Source organism: Pseudodesulfovibrio sp. JC047 (assembly GCF_010468615.1).
Lineage (GTDB): Bacteria > Desulfobacterota > Desulfovibrionia > Desulfovibrionales > Desulfovibrionaceae > Pseudodesulfovibrio.
In genome coordinates, this window is record NZ_WUEH01000016.1 from 12,633 (window position 1) to 39,083 (window position 26,451).

Consider the following 26,451-nt stretch of genomic DNA (forward strand, 5'->3'; position numbering starts at 1 on the left):
ACTCCTAAAGCTTGCTCATCCGCTCAATAACGGCTTCGCGTTTCTGTTCCTCAGTCATCTCGGACTGACCGCCAGGAGCAACCCCACCAAAATCCGCCCCCTTGAGACCTTCCAAAATGGCGGCACGAGTAACGCCACCCTGTTCAACGGCAGTTTCCTTGTCCTTGTCGTCGTCACTCCTGGTCGGAGTCATGGCTTTGGCGATGGCCGTGGCTTGCTCAACACTGTTTTCGGCCTTGAGGACCGGTTCCAATTTGGCCTTGGCTTCGTCACCCATAATGGCTCCGACCATGGCAAGGGCTTCATCCCTGGCTTCAGTCTTGGCCTGAGTCACAGCCTCAGCCTTTTCCTTGTCCACCGTGTCGCGAGTTGCTCGCTCAGTGGATCTCACGATTTCCTGCACAGCATCGGGATGGTCGTTCCGGAGCTGCGCTGCCGTTTTGGTCATGGCTTCCTCCTTTAAGGATGCAATGAGTTCCTGCCGGGTCATGATGTCATGCATCAACCCCAGCTCCAGACCGACTGACGCCCGGAAGTGCTGGCCGTCCGCCCATGCGGCGACCTCTGCCAGGTCCAGCCCGAGATATCGGGCAACGTCGGAAGTGAAAATTTCATAGGCTTGATCCAGACGCTCTTGAAAATAAGCCAGATCGCTCTTGGACAAAGGCTCATCAGGATTGCCGGTTGCCTTGCGGCTGCCTGCATGCATCCAAGTCGGTTTAACGCCAATCTCTGCATTGAGCTTGGACCAATCGATGTGCCGCTGGATCACTCCAACGGAACCAACCACTGTCATTGGACTGGTCGCCACCGTTCTGTCCGCAGCCGCACCAACATACTGGGCAGCACTGGTCATAGTGCCGTTGGCCAAAGCCACAATGGGCTTTTCTCCACGCACAGAAAAAACGAACTCTGCCAATTCTCGACAGCCGTCCACGGTTCCACCGGGAGAATCGATATTGAGAACAACCGCATCCACGGAATCATCATCAAGGACCAGCTCAAGGGTAGCTCGAACAGCCTCATAGGATGCCACACAAAAACCGGAAGGGACGACCATTGGTCGCTTCACCATTGGCCCAAACACCTCAATCTCAGAAACGTTGCCATGGTCAATTCGCGGAGCCGTTGTTTGAGCCTCCTGCCAATCCAGTGAAAAGAACTGCGAACCGCCATCAGGTCCTTGCCGAGTCAGCCCAAGGGCTCTGGTCAAAATTTCCATACCTTCGTCGGAAATGGCCCACGGAACATTCAAGAGAGAAAGCCAATCATTCATGCCGCCTCCTCGGGAGCAAGACCGAGATCCCGGTCCCGCTTGATTTCAGCCGCACGAATCTCGGCCACTTCCTGGCCGTCTCCGCCCTGCTCGGCCACCACGTCGGCGTGGGTAATAATGTTGTTCTCCAGTCCCTTGATGGAAGCCACTATCTCCTTAACCGGATCGATGTAGCCACGAGCCGGACCGATCCATCGGGTACCGAGATAAGCGTGCCGGGCGTCGTAAAAATCGGGAGCACCGGAAGGCATCTCCCACATCCCGCGCAACCAGGCCTCTTCCTGGACCATGGCCCAGTTGACCTGACAAAAATGCACTCCAGCCCAAGCCCGATAGATAAGGTAAACCCGCCATGCTTCAAGCAAAGCGGCACGGGCACTGGAATAATTGGTCTGGGAAAAATCTTTGGAAAGCACTTCGTAAGGCATGCCCGTAGCCGCTGCCATGGCCCGCAGAATCAACCGTGCAAAAGCTTCAAAATTGTTACCCGGATGATTAGATTCCAAAATATGCGGTTTTTCATTTGGCGCACCGTACAAAATAGTACCAGGCCCATAGCTCTTATGAAAAAGAGGATTCGGATTGCCATTTTCATCTACCGGTTCTGGTACAGTGGAACCTTGGGCAGCCGCTTCATATGGATTTTGCGTGGAAATAAAAACCGGAATGGACGCGGCCATGATCTGGGAAATCAAATTGTAGTCGTATGAGTCATCCAAAAGCCGATAGTATTTCATGGCCGGAGACAACACACTGCGCCCTCGATACTGCTCCTCGCGAGTCAGACGGAACCCATGCAGCATGCCGGGACGATGCCCATTCTCCGCAGGAATTCGGGTATAGCTCCCGCTAGACTGCATCTCCCCCGTGTTGAACTGCCCCGGACTGCTCACCCAATAGGCTTCCGGACGGCCATCACCATTGATTTCCACGCCGTCCACGATGTTCTCACGATTGAAAAAATCGGCGGGAGTGGACAGGCGGGAAGGATGTATATCTTGCAGGGCAAAAGAAAAGGAGCGGTTCGGATACTTCGCGTCGTCCAGCATCCGGGGCAAAAACAGAAATTCCCCCTTGGTCAACACCGAATGTAAACCCATAAACTGGAGATCATTAAAAGTGGCCAGGCCGCGTGAATGGGCTTCAAGATTCCAGACCTTATAGGCCTTTTCCATACTGGCCTGCAGCGCATCGGCCTGATCTTCGGTCAGGCCAAGCGCCTTGCGATCAACTCGTGCCTGGGGCCGCAACCCCGGCCCAATAACATTGACCGCCATGGAATCAATGACAGACGCAGCATTCGGATTGTTGTCCACCAGGTCTTCAGCTCGCCGGGAGATAACCGCCCGTTCAGACGCTTCCCCGTCCTGTGTCATCCGAGGCGTATTCCAATTAGACATGGAGCCACGATAAGAACCACCAACCGAACGGACGCGTCCAAGACCACGAGCCTTCACTGCACGATTCCGGGCAATGACCTGAGCACGAGCGGAGGGGAAACGCGTCATCGCCGAATCCTCCCCTGCACAGCCACAGGCCCGGCCACCCCATCAAAAACCACAAGCTCACGCCCAAGCCACTTGATGTTCGCCCGGATCATGTCCAGGTCCACATACTCCACACTATCGCCATCAGCGGTAAAGTTAGGATCAAGCGCCTTTTTCAACGCCGCCTTATTCGCGGCAATCTGATCGAGAATCTCGTCTCTGTTATCCCAAATAAACATGCCACGACATTAATCCGTAAATCGGATCAATGTCGTGGACATGGTGGACGTAGTGGACGTGGTGGACAGAAAAGGTAAGTTTTTAGGAAAAAACTCATGTTAGAAAAATAAATTTATGCTGGATTAGGTGTAAAATTGGACAAAGCACGACAACAGAGCGCAACAGTATTTTCTCCGTTTATACCAAATCGCTGTCTCTCTTCATTCGTAGGATGGGGATTAAGCAGCCCACTCCATGTATGGTGAAACCATTCTAGTTTAGCATAATTCAATTCATCAGCCGTCAGTTTTTTAAACTCAAAAAAGCTATTCACATCAGCCCAACAATTTTCCTTATCTCTGAGCTTTTTAAAAAGATCTTGATCACACAAAAAAACGAGTGACACACCAAATATAACAACATCCCACTCAGCCATATTATTAGGCAGTGAAAGCTTTGCTGTACTGATAAGAGTCATTATTTTGCCTATTTCTCTAAACGACATACCTTTTCTTATCGCATAAGCCGCTATGAGCCCCTCTGCACGAAAAGGGATTCCCATTTCTCTGACAAGATATTCAACATATCTATTCGTATCGTCATTGTACAACTGCCGAACATCTGCCGCTTTCGGCATAAGGACATTTATATTGATAAACTTGTTTAAATATATAGCAGCGTCAACATCACCATACCGGGCGCGAATGTGCTGCTCCAACTGCTTGCCATTATAAACCAGCACAAAAACGATCCCAGGCACTGAAAAAACATGTTTCACCTTTTCCAAAATATCCAACGCAAAATCAGGACGACATCTATCAAGCTCATCAATAATAAAAACAAGCGACTTTTTTTGTTCCCGCAACCCTGCACCAATCGCCTTTAATGAATCCTTAAATTCTTTAAGGCCTTTTCTACACAGCTTTCTTGACTCGAAATAATTCTCTGCGAGTAAACCTGCTTCTTCACCAGCAGCACCTGCACCTGCAACGATCATTTCAACCTCTGGCCCCCCCCCTCCTGAAACGGCTGAAACGCCAGCACCAACTATTGCACCACAAACTTTTCCAAAAGAACCTACACCACTTGTTAATAATCCCCCAACACTCTCCTTAAAACTAGGCTTTTGCTCTACCCAAACGCCCTTATCTTCTCCTTTGGCTTTGCTATCGATAAATTCATAAAGTTCATCAGCCAAAGCCGCCATCGGGTCATCCTGATAATCCTGAGAAAACGAATCAAAATAAATTGAATCAATACTTCCGTTCTCTTCCCTTGAAAGCAACCCTCTCCACTGCTGGACAAAGGTAGTCTTACCTGCGCCCCATGGGCCCTCCAACCCCAACACAATAGCTTCGTCACTACGCTGTACCAACCTCATAAGGCTCTCACCAAAAGGCTTCCGCTTAAAAATATCATTGTCTTCTGTAAAACCCTCCATAGGCTTAATCTTAGGAAGTGGTGGAAACAGCAGCATTTCAAACTCCTTACAAATATTTTAAAATAACATCCACCCAATACGCCTATTCATATATTCATTCAACACTACGCAGCCCGCTTCTTCCTCAAATACGCATCCACATCCGCCTGCGGCACCCGAATGCCCTTGCTCTTGCCGAACCGAAACGCGTTCGGGAAAGCGCCCTCGTCCACCATCCGATAAAACATGCTCTTGGAACACCCAAGCTGCTTGATTACCTGCTTCCAATTCAACGCCGGTCCCAAATCCTTATACTCACTCATGCCATCTCCTTATCTGTTCTCGTACCAACCCGGTCGCCAGCCACTGAGGATATCAGCTTGAGTTTTCGGTCGCTCTTTCATCTGCTCAGGCTTCTTCCTTTTAGGCTTTGGCAGCTCACGGTTGGCCCCGCCAAGGTGATACCAAGCCGCCCGCGCATAGACCTCGCAATCCCAATAGTCCACCTTCTTTCCCGAAGGCTGCATCCACACCTGTTTTTCCTCGTCAAGATACTCGGCGCACATTTGGGCCGAATAGTCATGCGGCATCTCCTCCTTGTTGTAGAGATGAAACCCGCCAGGATCACCCGGTTCCACAGACATGGCCGTAGACAAGTCATCCTTGAAAAACTTGGTATCGATATTCACCAGCGTTACACCGCCGGGAATCTTAATCTTGCTGTTCGGGAAATATTCGATATTGGAAAAAGTCAACGGCGCATTGATGCCAACCCGCCCCCTAATAGGCAACATCTTGCCCCGGTGCCGGATAGCCGCCGAATAGATTTCCTTTGTCCGGTGGCCCATGGCATCCCAGAACACCAGCTCCACTCGATGCTCGTTCCCTTCCGGGTCCTTGTAAGTCTGACCCCATAGGATCTCCTCCAGATCAGGAATAGTCAGGGCCGCTCCAGTACGCACCCGCCACGACTCCTCGGCCCTGCCAAACCCGTAAGCCACAATCACGTAGGGCAAGCTCTTGTCCTGGGTATCCACTCCCGCCACCAGCCCGGCCACTCTCGGCACGTCATCCACTGGTCCCGGCACCATCAAGCGCGGCCGGTCATCGCACATGGCGTCCACCTTGTCCGTATCACGTTGAACCTGAAAATCTTCCCACGGCTCGGCCTCATACCCATTCTTGAAATCTTTGGCTCGTTCCTTCCAATCGCTACCACCATGTTCCTTGGTGCCACGCAAAAAAGCGGCACACACCTCGGACAAGGTAACGAATCGCGACAACCAGGCCGGAGTATGGAATCCAATTCGACGAGGCCGATGTGCTTTAAGATAGGCAAACAACTCGATACCCGTCTCAATATCCCGGTACTCGCCCAAAGCCACGGCCTTGTCCCTATCATGATCATCCCACCGACACCCCATATTCTCACACTCATACCAACCAAACAACTCAGCCTCAATCCGCTCTGCATCTCGCACATCTTCAGGCATCCTGAACTGCTTGAAATGCATCCGTTGATATGCCCCGCACTGAGGACAACGCACGTAATAATGAAACACTACCTGGGCACTCAACACAGCCTGCCAGATTTCACCAGTCGAAACAGTAGGTGAAGAGATCTTGAAATTCTTGCTGGACCACTTGTATGTACGTAACCGCTTTTCGCCCAACGGGATCGGCCCAGTTTCCTTTTTGGAAGAGACCTTGGAATACTTGTCCACCTCGTCAAAAATGATGGTCTTGACCGGCTTGTTTGACAGCGAAGAGGCCGACCCGGACCACGCGGTGTAGATAGACATGTGCTGCAAGTTGATCCGGTAAGATGAGAAATCATCCTCGACGCCAGTCACAAAAGAAACAAGCCTCGGACTCGGCTCAATTAACCCTTTACGGATGCGGGTAGTCAGGTTGTGTTTGGCTGTGTCCCGATCGGGATAAACCAACATCACCGGACCGGGATCACGATCAATGGAATAGCCGAGCAAGGTATTGACCCCTTCGGTCTTGCCCACCTGCGGAGCCGCACACCAATCCACTTCGCGCACACCGGGGAAATAAGCCGCGTCCAAAAGACCTGTCACGTAAGGTGCCGTATCATTCCTCCAGGGACCGGGCAAAGCCGACTCATTTCCCAACACCCGATGTCTCTCCGCCCACTCACTCGGCTTGATACGCTTGCGCTTACGCAGCACCTTGCGCTCAGCCTTGCACGGCCTGACCGTAAAAGATTCGCCAAAATGTCCGCCCGGAACCCACTTGGGATCAATCAACATTTTACATGCTATCTTCATCGCTAATCATGACCTCTATGGTTTTCATATTTGAGTACTCTGTTGCCATGTCATCAAACATCTCGATTAAGGCCCGAATCAAGTCTCTGGTTTTCCCTGGCTTGCCCTCCACCGTCTCCACCAATTCACGTCCACGCTTTTGAACTTCAGACTTGAACATAGATGACAACACTCCGGCCCGCGCCCCGATCTCACGCTGCACATGATTCCGCTCAATGAGTTTACCTTGCTCCTTTTCGAGTTTGATCCGCTCCCGCTCAGCCTTGAATTCGGTCAAATTGATCTCGGCCTCTTTCTTACGAACATCCCGGTCTTTTTCCTCCTGCGTCACCTTCTTTCCCGACGTCTTCCGATTTAGTTTTGCCCGCGCATACGTCAACAAAGCCTCTGCTTCAAAGGCTCCATCCGTATTTTTTCCGACAAGTCCGGCTTGGCAATGCCGCCCAAAAGAAGACGAATTTGACTTAAACCCCTCCCCGTCCAGAAACTGCCACGCCTCAGTCTGCGTTCTGAATATCCGGGTATCCTTAACCACGCTCCACCTCCACAGGCTGGGGATTCATCCGCAACTTCGTAATATTGACAGCCTCACGCAAACCGTATCCACACACGTTCACATACCGGGCCTTGCGCCCGTCCTTAAATTCCTTGTTGTATGGTTTGCACTTGCACACCACGTTGACGAGCAACATTTCACCGTTGACCTTCGCCTTTATGAGAAATCGCGCACCACCAAATATTCCTATTTCAGCAGGAACTTTTAATGATTCAGCACTCAAAACTGCATCCACTTCGCTGGTCGTCAATCGAATTTCCGACATTATTTCCCCTCCATCGGTTTCATAAAATTTCGCCAACTCACAACGGGATCACCTATCTCACGCAGCCACGCCATAACCACAGGCTGATGCGACAAATCCGCGACCCGACCATACAACTCCATCGGCCCGTCATAACTCCAAGCCCACCCGGCCCTGTCCACGCGAATCTCCATCCTGTTCGTCGCCAAAATTGCCCGCAGTTCCTCAATGTCATCCGGCAGAACCGTCTTCCGCTCCACATGCCTGGGCGGCACAACCAGCTTCTCCCCTTGATTCGAAATCGCAGAAATCGAAGGTCCAGGGTGAAGGACCGGAGGCAGGCCGGTCAAAATCCATTCCCGCAAGTCGCCGCCGTGATCCGCTTTGTAATCACCCGGATCCTTCCCCTTCGGAACCGGCCACCGCTCACACTGTGAGAATTCTTTACCCCACCAATGCTTCGCCTTGGTTTGCATCTGGATACTGCGCTCTTCCTCTTCGGTCTTCGGCTCATACAGCTCAAAATCCAACGCATTGCCCATCCAAAAAGATGCTTGAAGAAGGGGCATCATCCTCGCGTCGGGCTTACTGCTCAGAGACCCAAGGCCAATAGCACCGACATCAAGGTCCTCGACGGCATAATCCATGGCGATTGCGTCCAATTCGGCTTCGGCGATCATCCATGCCTGCGCGGACTCACGTGTCAACATCGGCCCCATGGCCGATCCGGGCAGAACCACATATTTCATGTCGCGCCCCCATTGCGCTCGCGCCTCTGGAGTTCTCCTGAATCGCACTCTCTGCAATGTGCCCTGCCAAAAAGACGGAACAACTAGGCCAATGGGCATCCACATCCGTTTCAATTTGCCGGTCTTCGGATTGATTTCATCAGGAAGGCCCCAGGCCGATCTTGCCCGATAAACATCGCGCCCCATTTCTCCACAATTCCACCCCAACTTGAATCGCCTGACCGCCTCCAGCGGAACACCGCGCTTGGCCAAATAGTCGAGTTGTTCACTGTTTTTCAACAAATGCCCATGTGCCCACTCGACCAATTCCACAGACCGCCCCTGCCACTTTTCATTAGGATCATCCCACGCCTTGGGCTGAAAGGAGTCCTTCCGAGGCTTTCTTTTGGGCATCCTGTGCTGCTCCTCGGGGTTCCGATCAACCTTCTTGCAGGCTTCGAAATACTCCATGCCGCAATACTTCCTCAGAAATTCAATATTATCCCCGCCAGCATCACAAATTCGGCACCACCAAGACCCAGAGCCGTCATTTTGCTCCGGCCAAACGCAAAACCGATGTTCCTTGCCACCGCACCCCGGACATTGCGAATGCCATTCGCCGCCGTTGGTGCTGGAGATCAATTTGGGTTCAATCCCCATCTCCCGAAGCAAATCCAGAACATTGACACTCACAAAACACCTCTTGGACCTTTGGACCATGACGGACCTTTCAAAAAGCTCTTCGTCCAACCTCTTAATATCTTCATTTTTCTTACTTTATTTTCCTCTTTGGACGATTAGACCAAAAAACAAATATAAAATTATTATGAAAATCAAAAAGTATCTTTGTCAGAGAACTTTAAGATTCGGTCCTTTAGTCCGGGACGCACTAATCCCTTCAATCATTACAAACAATTAAAACTATGGACGATTGAAAACCTTGACCGTCCACAAGGTCCTATGGTCCATCTTTCTAGAACTTCCTCTTGTCCGACTCCTGTTCGATCTGCTCCCTAACCTCGGCAAGCACACTCACCCCCCAGTAGCGATAGGTCCCAACCTTTTCGTGCTTGAAACGTTTCTTCATGAGTTTGCCAAAAGTCTTTTGGGGAATGGTCTTCTTCTTTGAATACATCCGTCTGAAAAACCAACAAAAGACATCATAAATGTCCGTCGCCCCGATCCACACCTGTTCGGAATTTGTTTCGGGAACGAAACAGCACTCGTCTACGAAGTCCGCCAACAGATCTTCATCACGCCGATACTCGGCAGTTGCCTCCAAAACTTTTGCGGGAGGATTCAACCCCTGTTTCTGCCAATCCAGACATCCCTGAACCAACCAGGCCAAAATGCCGGACGCCTCAGGCTTGACCTTTTTCCCGAGGTCCCTGTCCACTTCACGTTCATTGTCAGCTTGGGGCTTGCGCTTGACAAAACTGAGTTCGAACGGGATCAGATGCATTCGTTCCCAAAAGGCGAAATCATCCGCCGAAGCGTGGGGTTTGTGATTGGTGAGAAGAAAAAGCTGATGAGAAGGCTTAAATGAAACCATCCGCATATTGCCGTACCCATAACGTCCTGTCAGAGTGTCTCCACCGGAGAACCACTTCACCCGGCTGGCACTAAACTTACGGCCTTCATCAGTTTCCGAAGCAAAAGCAACTCGACGACCACGAAGGGCCATAATGTCAGGAGTTGGCCCGGAAGAACTGCGCGCTGGCCCCTGGTCCAGAAGCATCTCGGCAGGAATAGGCCCAGCCACTTCACCGAGAACATCCTGAATGGTTTCGACCATAAACGACTTACCATTCCGCCCCTGCCCATGAAGCACTGCGAAAATATGTTCCGGAGATATTCCAAAAACAGCATACCCAAAGACCCGCTGTATATACGAAGCCATCTCTAAATCATCACTCATAATTTCCAGGACAGATTTTTCCCACACTTTGCAAGGGCTATCGATCCCCTTCCACTCGGTCGGGCATCCCTTAAGGATATAATCTTCCGGCCCCCCTTTTCGAAGCAAACCAGTACGAAGGTCCAAAACTCCGTTAGCGCACCCAAGAAGCCACGGATCGGAGTCCAGCTCATCACCAAGAATATGAAGCGGGTTCTCCCGCATGGTGTGAGCGAACTCCAGGCACTTATTCCGGCCATTGTCATTCCGGAGAGACTTGATTTTCGTCTGGACCGCATCAAGGATCCGTTTCAGCCGTCTCTTTTCATTTTTGTCTTCTTCTCGAACCGCATCAAAATACAATGGCCAAAGCCGCTCCTCTTCGGCCATGTAGACGTCAATCACATCCTCCACGGCCGCCTTGACCGTATCCAATTCATCAAGCTCCCAGTGATGACCATTGAAAACGAGCCATTCCTTGGTCTGCTTATTGAAGACGTACCGCCCCTGATGGAGAGCCGCGAACAGCATGCCATCACCCAGCTGCCCCGACTTGGCGCACTTGCGAATAAAATCGGATGAGGGTCCGGCCTTTTCATCAGATTCGCCGACAATCGCCTCTTCCTCCTCACGCCGAACCTCAATCATCTTCCTGATATCGACGACTTCCCCGACAGGGTCGCCAGCAACGGATTCATTTTTATTATCAGCCACGCTTGATCTCCAGATTCGATTTCACCTCTAAAAGCACAGGCACAAACCAAAAAAAATGTTTCACAGCATCCCGCAAAAACATCCCTTTTTCCCAAATTCCCACCCAAACAAAAAAAACACCCACGCACAAACCCTGCGATGCTCGCGACCCGTATACGAGAAGCCGTAGGAAGGACCCATGAAGACAAGGGCCATATTGGACCATTTGACGAGATTTTGAATAAGGAGGAAGCGGAGGAGGCGAATAACACCAGTCCCCACAAGAACAAAAGCGGATGCGACCGTCCCGGTCGAAATTTCGAAAAGAACTAACCAACAATATATAAAAAAACACCAACAACCTCTCTTTGTACAAAAAAAATTGCTGGTGGTTTTACTCACCTTTTACAAGGTTAAAAAGATGGTCAAGAGGGGGCAGATGACAACCTAAAACATAGGTTTACCGTGTGATTAAGGGGCTTTAGCACCTTCACACGGTGGAAGTCACAGGTTCAAATCCCGTATCGCCCACCAATTTGTTCAAAAGGAAACGGGTGCTTGAATATTCAAGCACCCGTTTTTTCGTGCAGACTCCTTTTCTCTCTATTTGCTCAGGGTCTTTTCATACAGTATGGTCGTCATCTGGCCGAGGACCATGACACGCCATATTCGAAACAACAGGAACACCCCATGCAAAACTTTTTCGCGACACTGATCGGCCTTGTTGGTGCCGGATTTGTTCTCTCCTTTTGTCTCGGGCCGGGAGAAACATTATCCTCGTGGGACGTGTTTCTTTCCCTGGTTATCGGCATCCCTATAGTACTCGGTGCTGTCATGCTGTTCGGCTCGTCTTCCGACTCAGGACAACCTTGCTCACGTCTAAAAAACAAATAGGTCACGAATTTCGTCGGCTTCAAATGTTCTCCCACTTGACAGGGGAGACGGAACACGGTTCAACCACGGAACATTTTTTCAGCAGCCAAGGAAAATCTTATGACCTCCACGCATATCCAGACCATCTCCCATGAATTGTCGCTAAAACCGCAACATGTTAAAGCCGTGGCCGCACTCCTCGACGAAGGGGCGACGGTTCCTTTTATTTCCCGCTACCGCAAGGAAGCCACCGGCACCATGGATGAAGTCAAGGTCGCCGGGGTTCGCGACCGTTTGCTCGAATTGGCAGACTTCGACAAACGACGGGATGCCATTCTTGCATCACTCACAGAACGTGACCTCCTTACCGAAGCGTTACAGCACGCCATCACAACCGCTCAGGACAAAGCCCGACTTGAAGATATTTATCTGCCCTATCGCCCCAAACGGCGCACTCGGGCGGCCATGGCCAAAGAACGAGGACTTGAACCGTTGGCTCACACGCTGATGAGCCAACGAGGCTGTGATCCCCACGCCGAAGCCAAACGGTTTATCAATCCCCAAAAAGATGTCACGGACAGCGAAGCGGCTCTGGCTGGAGCGCGCGACATCATCGCCGAAAATATCAATGAAAATCCAAAGGCCCGGGCAGCCATGCGAACACTGTTCGTCAAACGGGGACGATTCACATCGTGCGTTGCCAAAGGACAGGAAGACGCTGGTGCGACCTATCGAGATTGGTTTGAATGGGACGAACCACTGGCGCGCATCCCCGGACACCGGGCGTTAGCCATGTTTCGAGGCGAAAATGAAAAGCACTTGAAACTTTCCCTTCGTCCACCGGAAGAAGAAGCCACGGGACTGCTGCATCGATCAATTGTGCGAGGCTCTGGAGCGGACTCCCGCGAAGTCGGAAAGGCTTTGGATGAGTGTTATAAACGACTCCTCGGCCCATCCATGGAGAATGAAGTCCGTGCCGAAGTCAAAAAACGGGCCGACGCAGAGGCCATTGGCGTTTTTTCCGCCAACCTTCGGGAACTTCTTTTGGCTGCCCCACTGGGACAAAAACGCGTGCTCGCCCTTGATCCCGGATTCCGAACCGGAGCGAAACTCACGGTGCTTGATGCCCAAGGTGCACTCAAGGAACACACGACCATTTTCCCCACCGGGTCAAAAAAACAACAGGACAACGCCAGACACACCCTGACGACGCTCTGTTCCCAATATGCCGTTGAAGCTATTGCCATTGGAAATGGAACTGCGGGCCGTGAAACCGAAAGTTTTGTCAATGAATTGCATCTCGACATTCCGGTGGCACTGGTCAATGAAGCAGGCGCATCCATCTATTCCGCTTCCGAAGTGGCCCGCCGGGAATTTCCCGATCTGGACCTGACCGTGCGCGGCTCGGTGTCCATCGGACGCCGCCTCATGGACCCATTGGCCGAACTGGTCAAAATCGATCCCAAATCCATCGGCGTGGGGCAATATCAGCACGACGTTGACCAAAAAGCCTTGAAAAAAGGACTTGATGACGTGGTTGAACGATGCGTGAACTCTGTGGGTGTTGATGTGAATACCGCAAGCCGGGAACTCCTCGCTTTCGTCTCCGGCCTTGGCCCGGTCCTGGCTGACAACATCATTGCCTATCGGGATGAACACGGCCCATTCACCACACGTCGCCAACTGCTCAAAGTCAAACGACTTGGCCCCAAGGCCTTTGAACAGGCTGCCGGATTCCTTCGCGTGACAGGCAAAGACCCTCTGGATGCCAGTGCGGTCCACCCTGAGCGATACGCGCTGGTCAAAAAGATGGCCAAGGACGCCAATTGCACGGTCAAAGACCTCATCACGGATGAAACGCGCAGAACAAGTATTGCCATTGAAAACTACGTGTCTCAAAACGTGGGACTGCCGACACTCCAGGATATCATGGCCGAACTGGCACGACCAGGACGGGACCCACGAGCCGAATTCAGTGCCTTTTCCTTTGCCGAAGGCATTCACGATATCAAAGACCTTCATGAAGGAATGAAGCTCCCAGGTATTGTGACCAACGTCACCAAATTCGGGGCATTCGTCGATATCGGCGTTCATCGGGACGGTCTGGTTCATATCAGCCAATTGGCGGACGTCTTTGTCCGCGATCCTGCCGACGTGGTTGCCGCAGGACGTGAAGTCGAAGTGACGGTTATCGGTATCGACCAAAAACGGGGCCGAATAAATTTGAGCATGAAAAAAAACGGAACCGCCTAAAACAGTAAAATTGCGGCACCCAACTTTCCTCTGACCACCAAAAAAGGAACCGGCACAGTCAGTTGTGTCGGTTCCAAAAATAAAGAATCCGTCGATTATTCAAAAAACACCTGAATCCCGACAGGATCATCCATGGCCCGAAGCCGAGCAAGAAAATCCCATCCCGTCATTCCCCCGCCTTCGACAATCATCGATTCTTTCCCGTCAAGAAAGTCAGCCAAAATCACAGGCTCTACGACAATTCCGCGCCCCAAGACATCAACCGCAGTTTCCACGGCAAGCGTGCTGAAAATTTTCATTGAAACAGTCACGGGAATAGCCGTTCTTTCTTTCCGGTCCTTGTGGACTGAAATATCACTCCGAAAACTCTTATACGGATTATCCCGCCCCATGACGATCCCGACAATGCCGGGCATTGCCCCACCAAGTGCGAACCTGTCTCCATCATGGACGAAGACCGTATCAATATCGTCCACAGGCCTGTTATTGCGAAAAATGGTTCGAACGGTTTCATCGATAAAAGTATCGGCATAGCCTAACGCATTCTGCAACAATTCTCGAACAGACATTCCTGAAACTCCATGCAGGAAAAAGCCTTTTTGCAAAAGAAAATTCCAGCCAGAAACGGCTGTCGCTGCCATTCGTATTTTCAGGAAATCAACATTGTTCATTCTTTACCCCACGTTGGACAAACGGCTGTCGCCTCGGCCTTTACATTATGTCCGACCGAACACAATCTATTGTTTTTTTTGACATTATTCTTCAAACGAGTATATGAAGCAAGTAATTTGTTAAGGTATTATTACCGCGTCAACTTGAACGCATACATATCAACTCAAGCAGAGGGTAATCTCATGCCTCAGATTCTCAGAATCAACTGCCGTACCAAAGAGTACACCTTTGAAGATGTCGGTCCTTACGTCAACCTCGGAGGTCGCGCTCTGACCTCCCGCATCATCAACAAGGAAGTTCCTGCAGATTGCCATCCGCTGTCCGCAGAGAACAAACTCGTCTTTGCAACCGGTTTGTTGGGAGGGTCCACTGCCGCCAACTCTGGTCGTTTGTCCGTGGGCACCAAATCCCCATTGACCGGCGGCATCAAAGAGTCCAACTCCGGCGGCCTGTTTGCGCACAAAATGCCAAAAATGGACCTGCTTGCCATTATTCTCGAAGACAAGCCCGCAGAAGAAGCCCCTTTTTCCACTCTGTTCATCACAGATGACAAGGTTGAATTTCGCGATGCCACCGATATTGTCGGTATGGATAACTACCCCGCTCACGACAAACTGCTGGACGAATACGGTAACAAGCTGATTGCCGCAATCATCGGACCAGCGGGGGAAACCGTGCGCACGACTGCGACCATCCAGTTCACTGACCCGTACAAACGTCCGGCTCGTTCCGCTGGTCGTGGCGGCACCGGTGCAGTCATGGGGTCCAAAAAGATCAAGGCCATTGTCCTTGATCCCGAATTCACCAACAAGGTCGGCCCGGTTGATACCGAAGCGTTCAAGACCGCCCGGTCCACCTGGGTCAAGATTCTTAAAGGCCATCCTGTCACATCCGAAGGATTGCCCGGTTTCGGAACCGCTATTCTTGTGAACCTGGTGAACGAGGCGGGAGCCATGCCCACCAAGAACTTCCGCTATGGTCAATGTGAACACGCGGCCGATATCTCCGGCGAAAAGATGGCTGAGATCATCGAATCACGGAAAGGCAAGACCACTGAAGGCTGTCACACTGGCTGTATCATTCAGTGCTCCCAGCAATATAACGACGCTGACGGCAACTACCTGACCTCTGGTTTCGAATACGAGACCATTTGGGCATTTGGCGCCAACGCACTGATTAAGGACTTTGACGACATCGCCACCATGGACCGCATCTGTGACGAAAAGGGAATGGACACCATCGAAGCCGGCAACACCATTGCAGTGGCCATGGATGGCGGTATCATTCCCTGGGGTGACGGCAAGGCTGCCATCGAACTGCTGAAAAAAGTCGGAACAGACGATCCCATGGGAATGATCATCGGCAACGGTGTTCAATTCGCAGGTGGAGCGTTTGGTGTTGATCGGCTTCCCACCGTCAAGCGTCAATCCATGCCTGCCTATGACCCGCGCGCGGTCAAGGGCGTCGGCGTGACCTACGCCACCACGGCCATGGGGGCTGACCACACCGCCGGATACGGCGTGACTGCCAACCTGCTCGGTGTCGGCGGAACCATTGACGGCCTCAAAAAAGACGGCAATATCGAGCTGTCCAAGAACTTGCAGATCGCCACTGCGGCCATTGATTCCATGGGCTTCTGCCTGTTCGTGGCCTTTGCGGTTCTGGATTCCGAAAACGGTGTGCAAACCATGGCTGATCTGGTGCAGGCCTGGACCGGCAATCCCTTCACCGCAGACGATCTGATCGCGCTGGGTGTTCGGGCCATGCAGGACGAGCAAGCGTTCAACGAACGCGCCGGATTCACCAAGGCGGACGACAAGCTGCCCCGTTTCTTTGAAAACGAACCGCTTCCGCCGCACAATGTCACGTGGGATTATGACGAAGACGAGCTTCAGGCCGCCAAAGCGTAATTCCTCTCTTCATCGAATGCAAAGGCCGGGGGTTCCCCGGCCTTTTTTCGTCTGTTGACCCACTCTCTTCAAATGGCTAGATTGGATTCATGGGAATAGAAATAAAATGCTTTGCAACATTGGCGCAGTTCCTGCCGGAAAACAGCGATGAGTACCCGATTGAAACCAAAGAAACGGTTCGAACGCTCGTCGCAAAACTCGGTATCCCCAAAGATGACGTCACCCTCATTTTCATCAATGCAGCACGCTCCGACTTGGACACCGAACTACATGACGGCGATAGAGTGGGATTATTTCCACCGGTCGGAGGCGGTTGATTCATGAAAAATCTTCTCGCAGAGATCCAAGCATCGGCCAAGAACTCGCTGCTTCCCTGGGGAGAAACCGGAGCGATCCTCCCGACTGCCGACGTGTCAGCATTGGCGACACGACATGGCATGTCTGGTCATGATGTTGAACGACACGCTTTGACAGAGGGCATTTATCCACTCCGATATCTCAGGAATATGCAGTCCTTTACAACGGATGCCCAAATTAATTTGTTGGAAGCAACCATTGCGCAGGTCGGTCTCGGGGGCCTCGGGGGGAATTTGTTGGAACAATTCCTTCGGATGGGGGTTGGAACGATTCGGACCGCCGACGGCGACCACTTCGAAGAAAGCAACCTGAATAGACAGGAGCTTTCCACGATTGAAACTCTCAATAAATCCAAAGCTCGAACAGCCATGGTCCGCGCAACCTCGGTCAACCCGTCCGTCGACTTTTCAGCCACAGACACCTTCCTCACTACAGAATCACTTCCCGAATTTCTGTCAGGAGCCACTGTCGCCATTGACGCACTCGGCGGATTGGAATCCAGACTCCATCTGCAAAAAGCGGCCGCACAGGTCGGCATTCCCCTCGTGACCGGTGCCTTGGCCGGATGGACAGGATATGTCGGCGTGGTCATGCCCGGTGATATCGGCCCTGCGGACATCATGGGTGTTGATAATGAGGCAGAAGGCATTCTCGGTTGCCCGGCTCCTGCGGTCGCGCTGATAGCATCCCTCATGGCAACCCAGACTTTCAAGGTGTTGACTGGCGATCCCTCTCTCATGCAACAGACAATGATTATCGTGGACCTTGCCACGACGACGTTCGAAACGATATCGATTTAATAAGGCGTTCTCGTTGCACTGAAATTATGCTTCCGTTGACTTAATACGAAAGTTCCTGCATATATTTCAAGAACAGCGACTCAATATTTTTTTCTTACATCAATACATAGATTTGGCACTTTATCATGACAAAAGAACAGGATACCACTCTCCGCCTTCGAATTTGGCTCGAACAAAAAGACAAGACCTACATCGGCATCGGAAGCACACTGCTTCTCAAACACGTTGAGGAACTCGGTTCCCTGCGAAAGGCTGCCGAAGCCTTGGGCATGTCCTATCGACGGGCCTGGGGCAAACTCAAAAACGCCGAAGAACGAATTGGACAACCCCTCGTCGAAAAAACCAAGGGGATGGGCCAAAGATTCAACTTGTCTCCCTATGGCAAAGAGCTGATGGAAAAATTTCTGAGCTTTTATCTCGACGTGGAAGACTACGCCACCAAACGCGCCGGAGAACTCCTGCAAATGGACGTCAAAAAATCCGGCGAATTTTATCGCGACGATACGCAATAAGTCGTCATCACCAAATTTTGGCTGGATACACACCTGTTGTTGGACACTTGTCCAATAAAACCCTACCTTTGGAGGACACAATGAATCGTCTCTTTTCATTTTCTCTCGCGCTCATACTCACTGTTGCCCTGACAGTGCCTGCTTTGGCCGGGAAAGCGTTGATGATGGCAACCACGACCAGCACGGCCAATACAGGCCTGTTGGATGAACTGATCGTCCCACAATATAAAAAAGATACCGGTGTTGAAATTAAATTCGTTGCCGTCGGCACAGGAAAAGCCTTGAAAATGGCTGAGAACTGCGATGTCGATGTCGTTTTGGTTCATGCACCTGCCGCTGAAAAAGCCTACATGGACAAAGGCGTTCTCGTTGACCGCACCGAACTCATGTACAACGACTTCGTTATCATCGGTCCCGCCGCTGATCCCGCAGGCGTCAAGGGCATGAAGGTCGCAGACGCATTGAAAACCATTGCGGCCAAACAAGCCGCCTTTGCCAGCCGAGGCGACAACTCCGGCACCAACAAAAAGGAACTTTCCCTGTGGAAAGCCGCTGGCATGGCAGTTCCCGAAAAGGACGCCTGGTATGTTCAGACTGGTCAGGGAATGCTCCCAACCATCAACATTGCCAACGAAAAGTCCGGGTACACCATGACCGACCGTGGCACCTTCATCAAATACGCTGACAACCACAAAGGCAACCCGCCGCTGGTCGTTCTCGTCGAAGGCGACAAGGTCCTCTTCAACCAATACAGTGGACTGGCTGTGAACCCCGCACATTGCACGGACACGCAGTATGACCTGGCAAAACAGTTCATCGCATGGATGGCTTCCCCGAAAACACAGGAAGCAATTGGCAACTTCAAGCTCTTGGGCAAGAAGCTTTTCATTCCCAACGCACAGTAGATAGCATACGTTAATTCACCGGGAAGGCAGACTCTGTCTTCCCGGTCAAAAAAAGGTTTTAAATGGACTATCTGCTTCAAGGTTTTCTTCAGGGCTTTGTCCTGCTCTTCACTGGCGACCCTGAGACATATTCAGCTATTTGGGCCACGGTGAGCGCGTCCTCGCTCTCCATGTTCTTCAGTCTCACCATCGGTGTGCCGCTCGGTTTTTTCCTCGGGCACAAAACCTTCATCGGCAAACGAGTCCTGCGAACCCTCGTGGACACGTTGCTCTCCTTTCCCACGGTTGTCATCGGCCTGCTGGTCTATGCCTTTCTGACCAGAAACGGCCCACTCGGCGGAACAGGGCTGCTCTTTTCGATTCCGGGCGTTGCCATCGGACAAACACTGCTCGGCCTGCCCATCATCATCGCCATGACAGCCAATGCAGTCGAAGGTCTCGACAAACGGCTCCCCATGACATTGATTACGCTGGGAGCGAATCCCCGACAAATTCTTTGGGCCACCGTCATGGAAGCCCGTTTCTCCATCATGCTCGCTGCCATGGCCGCCTATGGCCGCATTGTCTCGGAAGTCGGTATTTCCATGCTGGTTGGCGGAAATATCAAATGGCACACCAGAACCATCACCACAGCTATTGCCCTGGAAACAGGCAAAGGAGAATTTGCAGTCGGTATCGCCCTTGGCATTGTCCTGCTCGCTGTGGCCCTTCTCGTGAATATCGCAGCCTCGGGCCTGAAAAAAAAGGCGGTCCAATGAAAACACCAGTTATCTCTTTTCACGCCGTCAAACAGGTTTTCTCAGGGCGGCAGGTGCTCCACATCGACTCATTGGAAATCGAACAGGGAGCCATCATCGGTCTCGCCGGTCCCAACGGGTCCGGAAAATCCACCTTACTCCGTTTGCTCGCTTTTCTCGATGCCCCGACATCCGGCACCATCGCATTCATGGGGAATGAAACATCCAACACCCCCGGCCCGGTTCACCGTCAGGTCACCTTGCTTGTTCAGGAGCCATACCTGCTGAAACGGACGGTTCATGCGAATGTGGCCTATGGGCTGAAAGTCCGCAAAAAATCGGATATGACCACCAAGGTTCACAATGCCTTGACCCAGGTAGGATTGGCACCGGAATCATTTGCCTCCAGGCAGTGGTTCGAGTTATCTGGTGGGGAGGCGCAGCGTGTGGCCCTGGCCGCGCGTCTGGTTCTCAAGCCCAAAGTCTTGCTCATGGATGAACCCACAGCCAGTCTGGACACCCAAAGCGCCACTCGAATCAGGGAGGCCGCGCTCAAAGCGAGAACAGACAATGGAACAAGTCTGGTCGTCGCCAGCCACGATCTCAATTGGCTCGACAAAGTCAGTGACCGTATCATTTATCTCGATCACGGCTCTATTGTCGAGCGACTCTAGTTGTTCCCACGGAGACGGTTCATGAAAGCACTATCCATCGTTGGTCCCAAAAATTCCGGCAAAACGACCCTTGGCCTGGAATTGGCCCGCCACTTCAAGGCGTCCGGTCTGACTGTCGCTGCCGCGAAATTCAGTCATCACGGATTTGACTGGGCCGACACCGACACCACTCAATATGCCGAAGTCTGTGACGCGGTCGCGGGACTCAGCCCCGAAGAAACCTTTGTCAACTGGACAGATCGTCGATTCCTCCCGGATATTCTTCCGCTGCTCACCGCTGACGTCCTCATTGTCGAAGGCGGGAAAACACTCGGGTACCTCCCGCGCGTGCTCTGTTTACGAGGAGATCTTTCGGACGGTACGGACTGGCTTGGTCCCGACCTTGCCATCGCCACCTATGGCGAAACGACATTGGAAGGCATTCCTGCCTATAACGCCATCGAACCACTGGCAAAAACCATTCTCGACAAAGGATTTTTCCTGCCTGGCATGGACTGTGGGACATGCGGACGCCCCAACTGTCGAGCCTTGGCCACCCAAATAGTAGCCGGAAAAGCCACGACCAAAGCGTGTCTGGCCATGCACAATTCCATTGAAGTCGATATCAACGGTTCGCCAGTCGGCATGAAACCGTTTGTCGAAGACATCATTTCCGCTTCGATCCGAGAGATGATCCGCACGCTTAAAGGCTATTCTCCGGGCAAAGCAACCATCAAACTGGACGTTTAACATATGCGCATTGTTCTTTTTGAGCCGGAAATTCCACCGAATACCGGCAACATCGCACGGTTGTGCGCTGCGACCAAAACCCCGCTCCACCTCATAGAACCACTGGGATTCTCGGTTGACGACAAACATCTCAAACGCGCGGGACTGGACTACTGGCCCCATGTCGATGTGACCATTCACCCGAATTTCACAGATTTCATGGAGACGGTGCAACCGCCAAGACTCGTCATGGCCAGCACCAAGGCCACCACATCGCACCACCGTTTCGCTTTTCGGCCAGACGACGCCATCGTACTTGGTCCTGAAACTCGGGGACTGACCCCGGACTTCATGGCTGGTCACTCCACCATCAAGATTCCGATCTGGGGTGAAGTCCGAAGCCTGAATCTTTCCACAGCCACTGGCATTCTCTTGTTTGAAGCCCTGCGGCAGACCAATGGAATTATGGACAACCCAACCTCTCCTTGAATTTTCCGTTCTTGCCCGGTATTGTGCCCTGATTCAACAAACTTTGTGACAACCAACCCAAACATGTGGGACAGACAATACATATGAATATTCTCGTAACAGGTGGCTGCGGATTCATAGGAACGAACTTCGTTCGACTCATGCTGGCCAAACACCCAGACTGGTCCATCATCAATCTGGACAAATTGACCTATGCTGGAAATCGGCTGAATTTGATCGATCTTGAACAAAATGAACCTCGATACACCTTTGTTCATGGCGATATCTGTGACCGAAATCAGGTTATGGACATCCTGGCAAATCATGCCGTTGATGCGGTGGTCAATTTCGCGGCTGAATCCCATGTGGACCGATCCATCAGCGATCCCTCTCCATTTGTCACCACCAACGTGGGAGGGGCGCAAAATCTCATGGAATGTGCCCGTCAACGCGGGATCGGCCGATTCGTGCACGTCTCCACTGATGAAGTCTATGGCACGCTCGGTGCGACAGGGAAATTTACCGAATCAACCCCCCTTGCCCCGAACAGCCCGTATTCATCCAGCAAGGCCGGGGCCGACCTCATGGCCCGTGCGTACTTTGAAACCTACGGCTTCCCGATTCTGGTCACCCGTTGCTCCAATAACTACGGTCCCTACCAGTTCCCAGAGAAACTCATCCCTCTCATGTTTCTCAATGCCAAGGCCGACAAGCAGTTGCCGGTCTATGGTGACGGCATGAATGTACGGGACTGGATCTATGTCGACGATCACTGTCTCGGCGTTGAGCTGACATTGACGCACGGACGAGAAGGTCAGGCCTACAATTTCGGTGGAGCTGCGGAAGAACCGAACATCACGGTCGTCAAAACTTTGTTGTCCCTGCTGGGCAAACCAGAATCGCTCATTACCTATGTGACGGACCGTCCGGGGCACGACAAACGGTATGCCATGGACTTTTCCCTTGCACACGAAGAGCTTGGTTTTTCCCCGACAGTCAACTTTGCCGACGGCCTGAAAAAGACTCTCGACTGGTATGAAGCCAATACCGAATGGCTCGAACAGGTGCAAAGTGGTGAATACCGCACATTCATGAACTCCTGGTATGAGGATCGAACGGCATGAGTCTCACCGGAAAAACAATCGCCATCATTGGCGGAAAAACAGGATTGCTCGGCCAAGCTCTCTGCCGCACCTTTTCCCAAGCCGGCGCACATCCACTTGCGTTGAGTAGCGCCGATTGTGACATTCTCAATCCCAAATCAGTAGAACGGATCCTGAACAGAAAAGACCCGGATATCCTCATCAATGCGGCAGCCTATACACAGGTTGACCAAGCAGAAGACGAAGCAGAAAAGGCCTTTGCCCTCAACGCAACAGCCCCTCCACTACTCGCAGCCCTGGCCGCACAACGCTCTATCCCTTTTGTCCATTACAGCACGGATTTCGTTTTCAGGGGGGACAAGACTGCACCGTATACGGAATACGATCCGACAACCCCGTTTTCCGTCTATGGAATCAGCAAGGCTGACGGCGAACGAGGTCTGCTCAAACTGGGATATGAGCACACCCTGATTATTCGGATATCCTGGCTCTTCGGACCGGACCGTATGAATTTCGTGGAAAAAATTCTGACGTTATGTGACACGCATGACTCGCTGACCGTGGTCGATGACCAATTCGGTTCACCGTCCTATGCCCCGGACATTGCATCCGGCACGCTCAACCTTTTGAAAAAACAAGCCACAGGTGTTTTTCATCTGGCCAATTCCGGCCAAACGTCATGGCATGGTCTCGCCAGTATGGCCGCAACACTCGCTGACAAAAAATGCACGGTCACGCCAGTGCCATCCAGTGATTATCCGACCAAAGCGGTCCGCCCGCACTATTCGGTGTTGGATCTTTCAAAATACACCCGGACAACCGGATTGACCCCACGATTATGGGAAGACGCGCTCAAAGACTACATTCACAATCAGCTCCATCTGGGAACAGACACGGTCTAACGCATCAGGTCACGCACCCGACTGTTCGCATCGACCAGACGTGCCGACAACATATTGATAAGAAAACGATTGATAACGGTCACCAATGCTGGTGCCCGTTCTTCAATCGCACCCAATTTCGTCAGGGTCATACGGTACAAAACACAATTTTCCGCAGCCCGAATGGTGGCGGAACGTGGTGCCAGCGTATAAATGCCCATTTCTCCAAACACGGCACCCGGCCCAACTTTTTTCAAACGAAAGACTTTACCGTCATCCCGCTCCAATTCAACATCCAAACATCCTGATTCAACAAAAAACATGGAATCAGACACGTCTCCCTGTCGGAAAACGGCTGTTCCAGGCCGCACGCACTCACGTTTGAGTACTTTCATCAACGCCGGGATGTATTTGGGTTCAGGAAAAATCGGAGCCAACAGCTCCGGCAATGTCAACTCCGTCAGCTCCAACATATTCTCTTCATCAAGAATCCGATTCTCACACCACTCAAGCGCGTAGTCCAAATTGAGAAAGGATTTAAAGACCCCGTCCCGTTCTCCAACAAGCCCGATCGCCTCCATATGTTCTTCCAACTCCAGAGGCGCATTGGTAATAATGAGTTCCAACTCCTCCTCTGCAACAAACTGACGCAATTTATCGAACCCAATCCCCGCCGCAGAAGCAAACCCACTGACCAATTTAAAATCAAGAATAAGAAATTTGACCGGCAATTGGTCCCGATCATCAATACGAATCTGAATCCCTTTGAGCAGCCGTTCCATTGCGCCAAGGAAGAGGAATCCCTGCAACCGAAGAATATAAATATGATCGCCAAATTCTTTCAAAATACGCTGTTGCGAGGACGCCCGATCAACATTACTCCGATGATTCGCCCCGGAAAGGACATTCCGAACAACTCCGTCCTTGCTGGCCCGACTCACAGTGACCATCAAAGCCAGGGCCACACCGAAACCGATCCCTTCCAAAATTCCGAAAACAAGCGTCACGCAAAAGGTGCACCAAAGCAAACACATTTCTGATCGGCTGGTAAACGCAGTTCGTGTCCGAAACATCCAATCCCGAATCAGGTCAAGTCCGGCGTACACCAACAGCCCTTCAGGGACAAATCGGGGGATAAGTGGAAGCACTGTATCCGCAAAATACAACCCCACAGTGCAGACGATTCCGGCCATGATTCCGGCAACAGGTCCGCGGGCACCAGTGGCGTAACTTCCATGACTCCGGCCGTATGTCAAGGATGCAGGCATCCCGCCACACAGCCCGGAAAGCACATTGGTCAACCCCAAGGCCCGATATTCGACATTGAGGTCGCTCTGTCGTCCTCGCACGATCTCCAGCCGAGTAATTCGGTACATGACCGTCAAAACGGACAATACCACCATGGCACCGATGTAGAGACTATTCGCCTTGATGACTGCCCATTGAATATTTCGAAAAAAGAACTCCGAATTCAAGACCTCAACCGGAAAAACCATTTTCGGTCCATCAGGAAAAGGAATCGGTGCTGACACGGCTCGCACCGCATCGGAACCGCCCCATATGCCTGCCGCATACCCGGCTCCGGAAGCAGCCAGAATTAATGCGACCAGGAAAAAAGAATTCTTGGCCCGGCACATGGCGAAAAAAAGCACCGCACCGAAGACCAGACTCGGTCCAAGAGATCGAAACGCCACATCCGCATCAAATCCATGCACGAAAGATGTGACCACCGTGTAACTATTGCTCCAATCAAGGCCGATCTGATCGATCCAATCAAAGGCTGCCAAAAGCACAATAAAACCGACAGCACCGATCACCCCGCCCACAATCTGCAACGGAATATACCGGACATATTCGCCCAACCGAAATTTTGAAAGAATGAGCAGACTTATGCCGGTCAACAGCGCGGCCAGAGCGACCCCCGCCAAAAGCGTCGGGAGAATCAGTTCCCCAGACTCTGCGGCCATGGAGCGATACATGCTGCCGACAAAGAGAAAAACAACAGAGACCAAAATCGTTTCCGGCCCAACTAATCCAAATGGAATACGAGAAAAAAACGCATTGAAAACGCTCCCGACAATAATACCTGTCAGGGTTGCGCCAATGACATATGGCAAGAATTCATACGTTCCCGCATTGGCTGAAGCGAGGAGTGAAAGCGAGTACACATAAAACAATGCCAAAACGCCTGAAATGATTCCGGCATACAGATTGAGAGACACCGTTCCTCGAAACAGAACCCAACGATCAGGGTCTTCCATGTGCTCGACGACATGAACCTGCGAGTCCTCCGTGTAGTTCTCGTCCCAGACCTGCGCCTCTTCCTGACCCGCCAGATCACTGACATCAATGGCACTTTCGTCAATGGTCACAGCAGCCAGTTCGGGTTCAAGCAACGCCGAGCACTTGGAGCAAATTTCTCCCAAATCGGCGGCCTGAACATGTCCGCATTGAGGACACAGCACCTCGTCGATTTCCTGTACAACAGAAGTTTCCATGGCCGCATCAAGATCAAAGGCCCGTCGCTGCGAGGTTTCGCGCTCACCCGACTCACCCGTTTCACTTGAATCCAACGGTGTCTCTTCAGAATCGAAATCTTTTCCCGAAAACGCATCGACAATGACAACACCATGTCCACACCCGGGACATTGTGCCTTTTTCCCGATCAATTGTGCCGGGACTTCGCGTTCATAACCACAGGAATCGCATTTGAAAATCGCCACAGTCTACCACCAAAAGCATATGATGTACGGTGTAGCCGGACCTTGGCTCCGGCGAGAACAT

24 protein-coding genes and 1 tRNA gene are annotated in these 26,451 nt (G+C 51.8%); 13 read left to right on the forward strand and 12 right to left on the reverse strand.

Annotated elements, in window-relative coordinates; translation table 11 throughout:
* Positions 1-4 precede the first annotated feature (4 nt).
* From GO013_RS11310 to GO013_RS11355, 10 genes are all read right to left on the reverse strand, one after another.
* Complete coding sequence (locus GO013_RS11310) at positions 5-1,276, reverse strand: S49 family peptidase (protein ID WP_163811185.1); 1,272 nt, start codon at positions 1,274-1,276, stop codon at positions 5-7.
* The gene (locus tag GO013_RS11315; RefSeq protein ID WP_163811187.1) at positions 1,273-2,784 is read right to left on the reverse strand and encodes a phage portal protein; all 1,512 of its coding nucleotides are present in this window, start codon (positions 2,782-2,784) and stop codon (positions 1,273-1,275) included. The genes GO013_RS11310 and GO013_RS11315 overlap by 4 nt, the downstream gene beginning before the upstream one ends.
* Positions 2,781-3,002 (reverse strand): hypothetical protein, encoded by a 222-nt coding sequence (locus GO013_RS11320; protein ID WP_163811189.1) that lies wholly within the window; start codon positions 3,000-3,002, stop codon positions 2,781-2,783. Before GO013_RS11320 ends, GO013_RS11315 begins: the two co-directional genes overlap by 4 nt.
* Positions 3,003-3,115: 113 nt before the next feature.
* A complete protein-coding gene (locus GO013_RS11325; RefSeq protein ID WP_163811191.1) occupies positions 3,116-4,459 on the reverse strand; it encodes a P-loop NTPase fold protein in 1,344 nt (447 codons plus the stop codon).
* 68 nt (positions 4,460-4,527) lie between these two features.
* Complete coding sequence (locus tag GO013_RS11330; RefSeq protein WP_163811193.1) at positions 4,528-4,725, reverse strand: helix-turn-helix domain-containing protein; 198 nt, start codon at positions 4,723-4,725, stop codon at positions 4,528-4,530.
* 9 nt (positions 4,726-4,734) lie between these two features.
* On the reverse strand, positions 4,735-6,696 hold the full coding sequence (locus GO013_RS11335) for a terminase gpA endonuclease subunit (RefSeq protein ID WP_163811195.1): 1,962 nt from the start codon (positions 6,694-6,696) through the stop codon (positions 4,735-4,737).
* Positions 6,680-7,231: a hypothetical protein gene (locus GO013_RS11340; protein WP_163811197.1), complete on the reverse strand. Its 552-nt coding sequence runs from the start codon at positions 7,229-7,231 to the stop codon at positions 6,680-6,682. The genes GO013_RS11335 and GO013_RS11340 overlap by 17 nt, the downstream gene beginning before the upstream one ends.
* On the reverse strand, positions 7,224-7,517 hold the full coding sequence (locus GO013_RS11345; protein ID WP_163811199.1) for a hypothetical protein: 294 nt from the start codon (positions 7,515-7,517) through the stop codon (positions 7,224-7,226). Before GO013_RS11345 ends, GO013_RS11340 begins: the two co-directional genes overlap by 8 nt.
* Positions 7,517-8,917, reverse strand: coding sequence for an alpha helicase (locus tag GO013_RS11350; protein WP_163811201.1), 1,401 nt, complete (start codon positions 8,915-8,917; stop codon positions 7,517-7,519). The genes GO013_RS11345 and GO013_RS11350 overlap by 1 nt, the downstream gene beginning before the upstream one ends.
* Positions 8,918-9,197: 280 nt before the next feature.
* Positions 9,198-10,835 carry a phage/plasmid primase, P4 family gene (locus GO013_RS11355; RefSeq protein ID WP_163811203.1) on the reverse strand — a complete coding sequence of 546 codons (1,638 nt, stop codon included), beginning with the start codon at positions 10,833-10,835 and terminating at the stop codon, positions 9,198-9,200.
* 444 nt (positions 10,836-11,279) lie between these two features.
* On the opposite strand from GO013_RS11355, the gene GO013_RS11360 reads away from it, so the two are divergent.
* Both GO013_RS11360 and GO013_RS11365 read left to right on the forward strand, forming a co-directional pair.
* Positions 11,280-11,348: transfer RNA gene (locus tag GO013_RS11360), tRNA-Val, on the forward strand.
* 459 nt (positions 11,349-11,807) lie between these two features.
* Entirely contained in the window at positions 11,808-13,940 is a 2,133-nt protein-coding gene (locus GO013_RS11365) for a Tex family protein (RefSeq protein WP_163811205.1), read from the forward strand.
* A gap of 95 nt (positions 13,941-14,035) precedes the next feature.
* Here the strand turns inward: GO013_RS11365 and GO013_RS11370 are convergent, their stop codons facing one another.
* Positions 14,036-14,611, reverse strand: coding sequence for a hypothetical protein (locus GO013_RS11370; RefSeq protein WP_163811207.1), 576 nt, complete (start codon positions 14,609-14,611; stop codon positions 14,036-14,038).
* A gap of 183 nt (positions 14,612-14,794) precedes the next feature.
* On the opposite strand from GO013_RS11370, the gene GO013_RS11375 reads away from it, so the two are divergent.
* The 11 genes from GO013_RS11375 (at position 14,795) to rfbD (ending at position 23,688) form a co-directional block, all read left to right on the forward strand.
* Positions 14,795-16,522, forward strand: coding sequence for an aldehyde ferredoxin oxidoreductase C-terminal domain-containing protein (locus tag GO013_RS11375; RefSeq protein WP_163811209.1), 1,728 nt, complete (start codon positions 14,795-14,797; stop codon positions 16,520-16,522).
* Positions 16,523-16,611: 89 nt separating this feature from the next.
* A complete protein-coding gene (locus GO013_RS11380) occupies positions 16,612-16,839 on the forward strand; it encodes a MoaD/ThiS family protein (RefSeq protein WP_163811211.1) in 228 nt (75 codons plus the stop codon).
* A 3-nt stretch (positions 16,840-16,842) separates the two neighbouring features.
* The gene (locus tag GO013_RS11385) at positions 16,843-17,679 is read left to right on the forward strand and encodes a ThiF family adenylyltransferase (RefSeq protein WP_163811213.1); all 837 of its coding nucleotides are present in this window, start codon (positions 16,843-16,845) and stop codon (positions 17,677-17,679) included.
* A gap of 125 nt (positions 17,680-17,804) precedes the next feature.
* Positions 17,805-18,191, forward strand: coding sequence for a LysR family transcriptional regulator (locus GO013_RS11390; RefSeq protein WP_163811215.1), 387 nt, complete (start codon positions 17,805-17,807; stop codon positions 18,189-18,191).
* Positions 18,192-18,271: 80 nt separating this feature from the next.
* Positions 18,272-19,096 (forward strand): substrate-binding domain-containing protein, encoded by an 825-nt coding sequence (locus GO013_RS11395; protein WP_163811217.1) that lies wholly within the window; start codon positions 18,272-18,274, stop codon positions 19,094-19,096.
* A 62-nt stretch (positions 19,097-19,158) separates the two neighbouring features.
* On the forward strand, positions 19,159-19,854 hold the full coding sequence (locus GO013_RS11400; RefSeq protein WP_163811219.1) for an ABC transporter permease: 696 nt from the start codon (positions 19,159-19,161) through the stop codon (positions 19,852-19,854).
* A complete protein-coding gene (locus GO013_RS11405) occupies positions 19,851-20,507 on the forward strand; it encodes an ABC transporter ATP-binding protein (protein ID WP_163811221.1) in 657 nt (218 codons plus the stop codon). The genes GO013_RS11400 and GO013_RS11405 overlap by 4 nt, the downstream gene beginning before the upstream one ends.
* 21 nt (positions 20,508-20,528) lie before the next feature.
* Positions 20,529-21,236, forward strand: coding sequence for a molybdopterin-guanine dinucleotide biosynthesis protein MobB (locus GO013_RS11410; RefSeq protein ID WP_163811223.1), 708 nt, complete (start codon positions 20,529-20,531; stop codon positions 21,234-21,236).
* 3 nt (positions 21,237-21,239) lie between these two features.
* A complete protein-coding gene (locus tag GO013_RS11415; protein WP_163811225.1) occupies positions 21,240-21,704 on the forward strand; it encodes a tRNA (cytidine(34)-2'-O)-methyltransferase in 465 nt (154 codons plus the stop codon).
* Positions 21,705-21,787: 83 nt separating this feature from the next.
* Positions 21,788-22,807, forward strand: coding sequence for a dTDP-glucose 4,6-dehydratase (rfbB, locus tag GO013_RS11420; protein ID WP_163811227.1), 1,020 nt, complete (start codon positions 21,788-21,790; stop codon positions 22,805-22,807).
* The gene (gene rfbD, locus GO013_RS11425) at positions 22,804-23,688 is read left to right on the forward strand and encodes a dTDP-4-dehydrorhamnose reductase (protein WP_163811229.1); all 885 of its coding nucleotides are present in this window, start codon (positions 22,804-22,806) and stop codon (positions 23,686-23,688) included. The genes rfbB and rfbD overlap by 4 nt, the downstream gene beginning before the upstream one ends.
* On the opposite strand, the gene GO013_RS11430 is transcribed toward rfbD, so the two are convergent.
* On the reverse strand, positions 23,685-26,390 hold the full coding sequence (locus GO013_RS11430) for a SulP family inorganic anion transporter (RefSeq protein ID WP_163811231.1): 2,706 nt from the start codon (positions 26,388-26,390) through the stop codon (positions 23,685-23,687). The two genes, rfbD and GO013_RS11430, sit on opposite strands and share 4 nt — an antisense overlap.
* Positions 26,391-26,451: the final 61 nt, after the last annotated feature.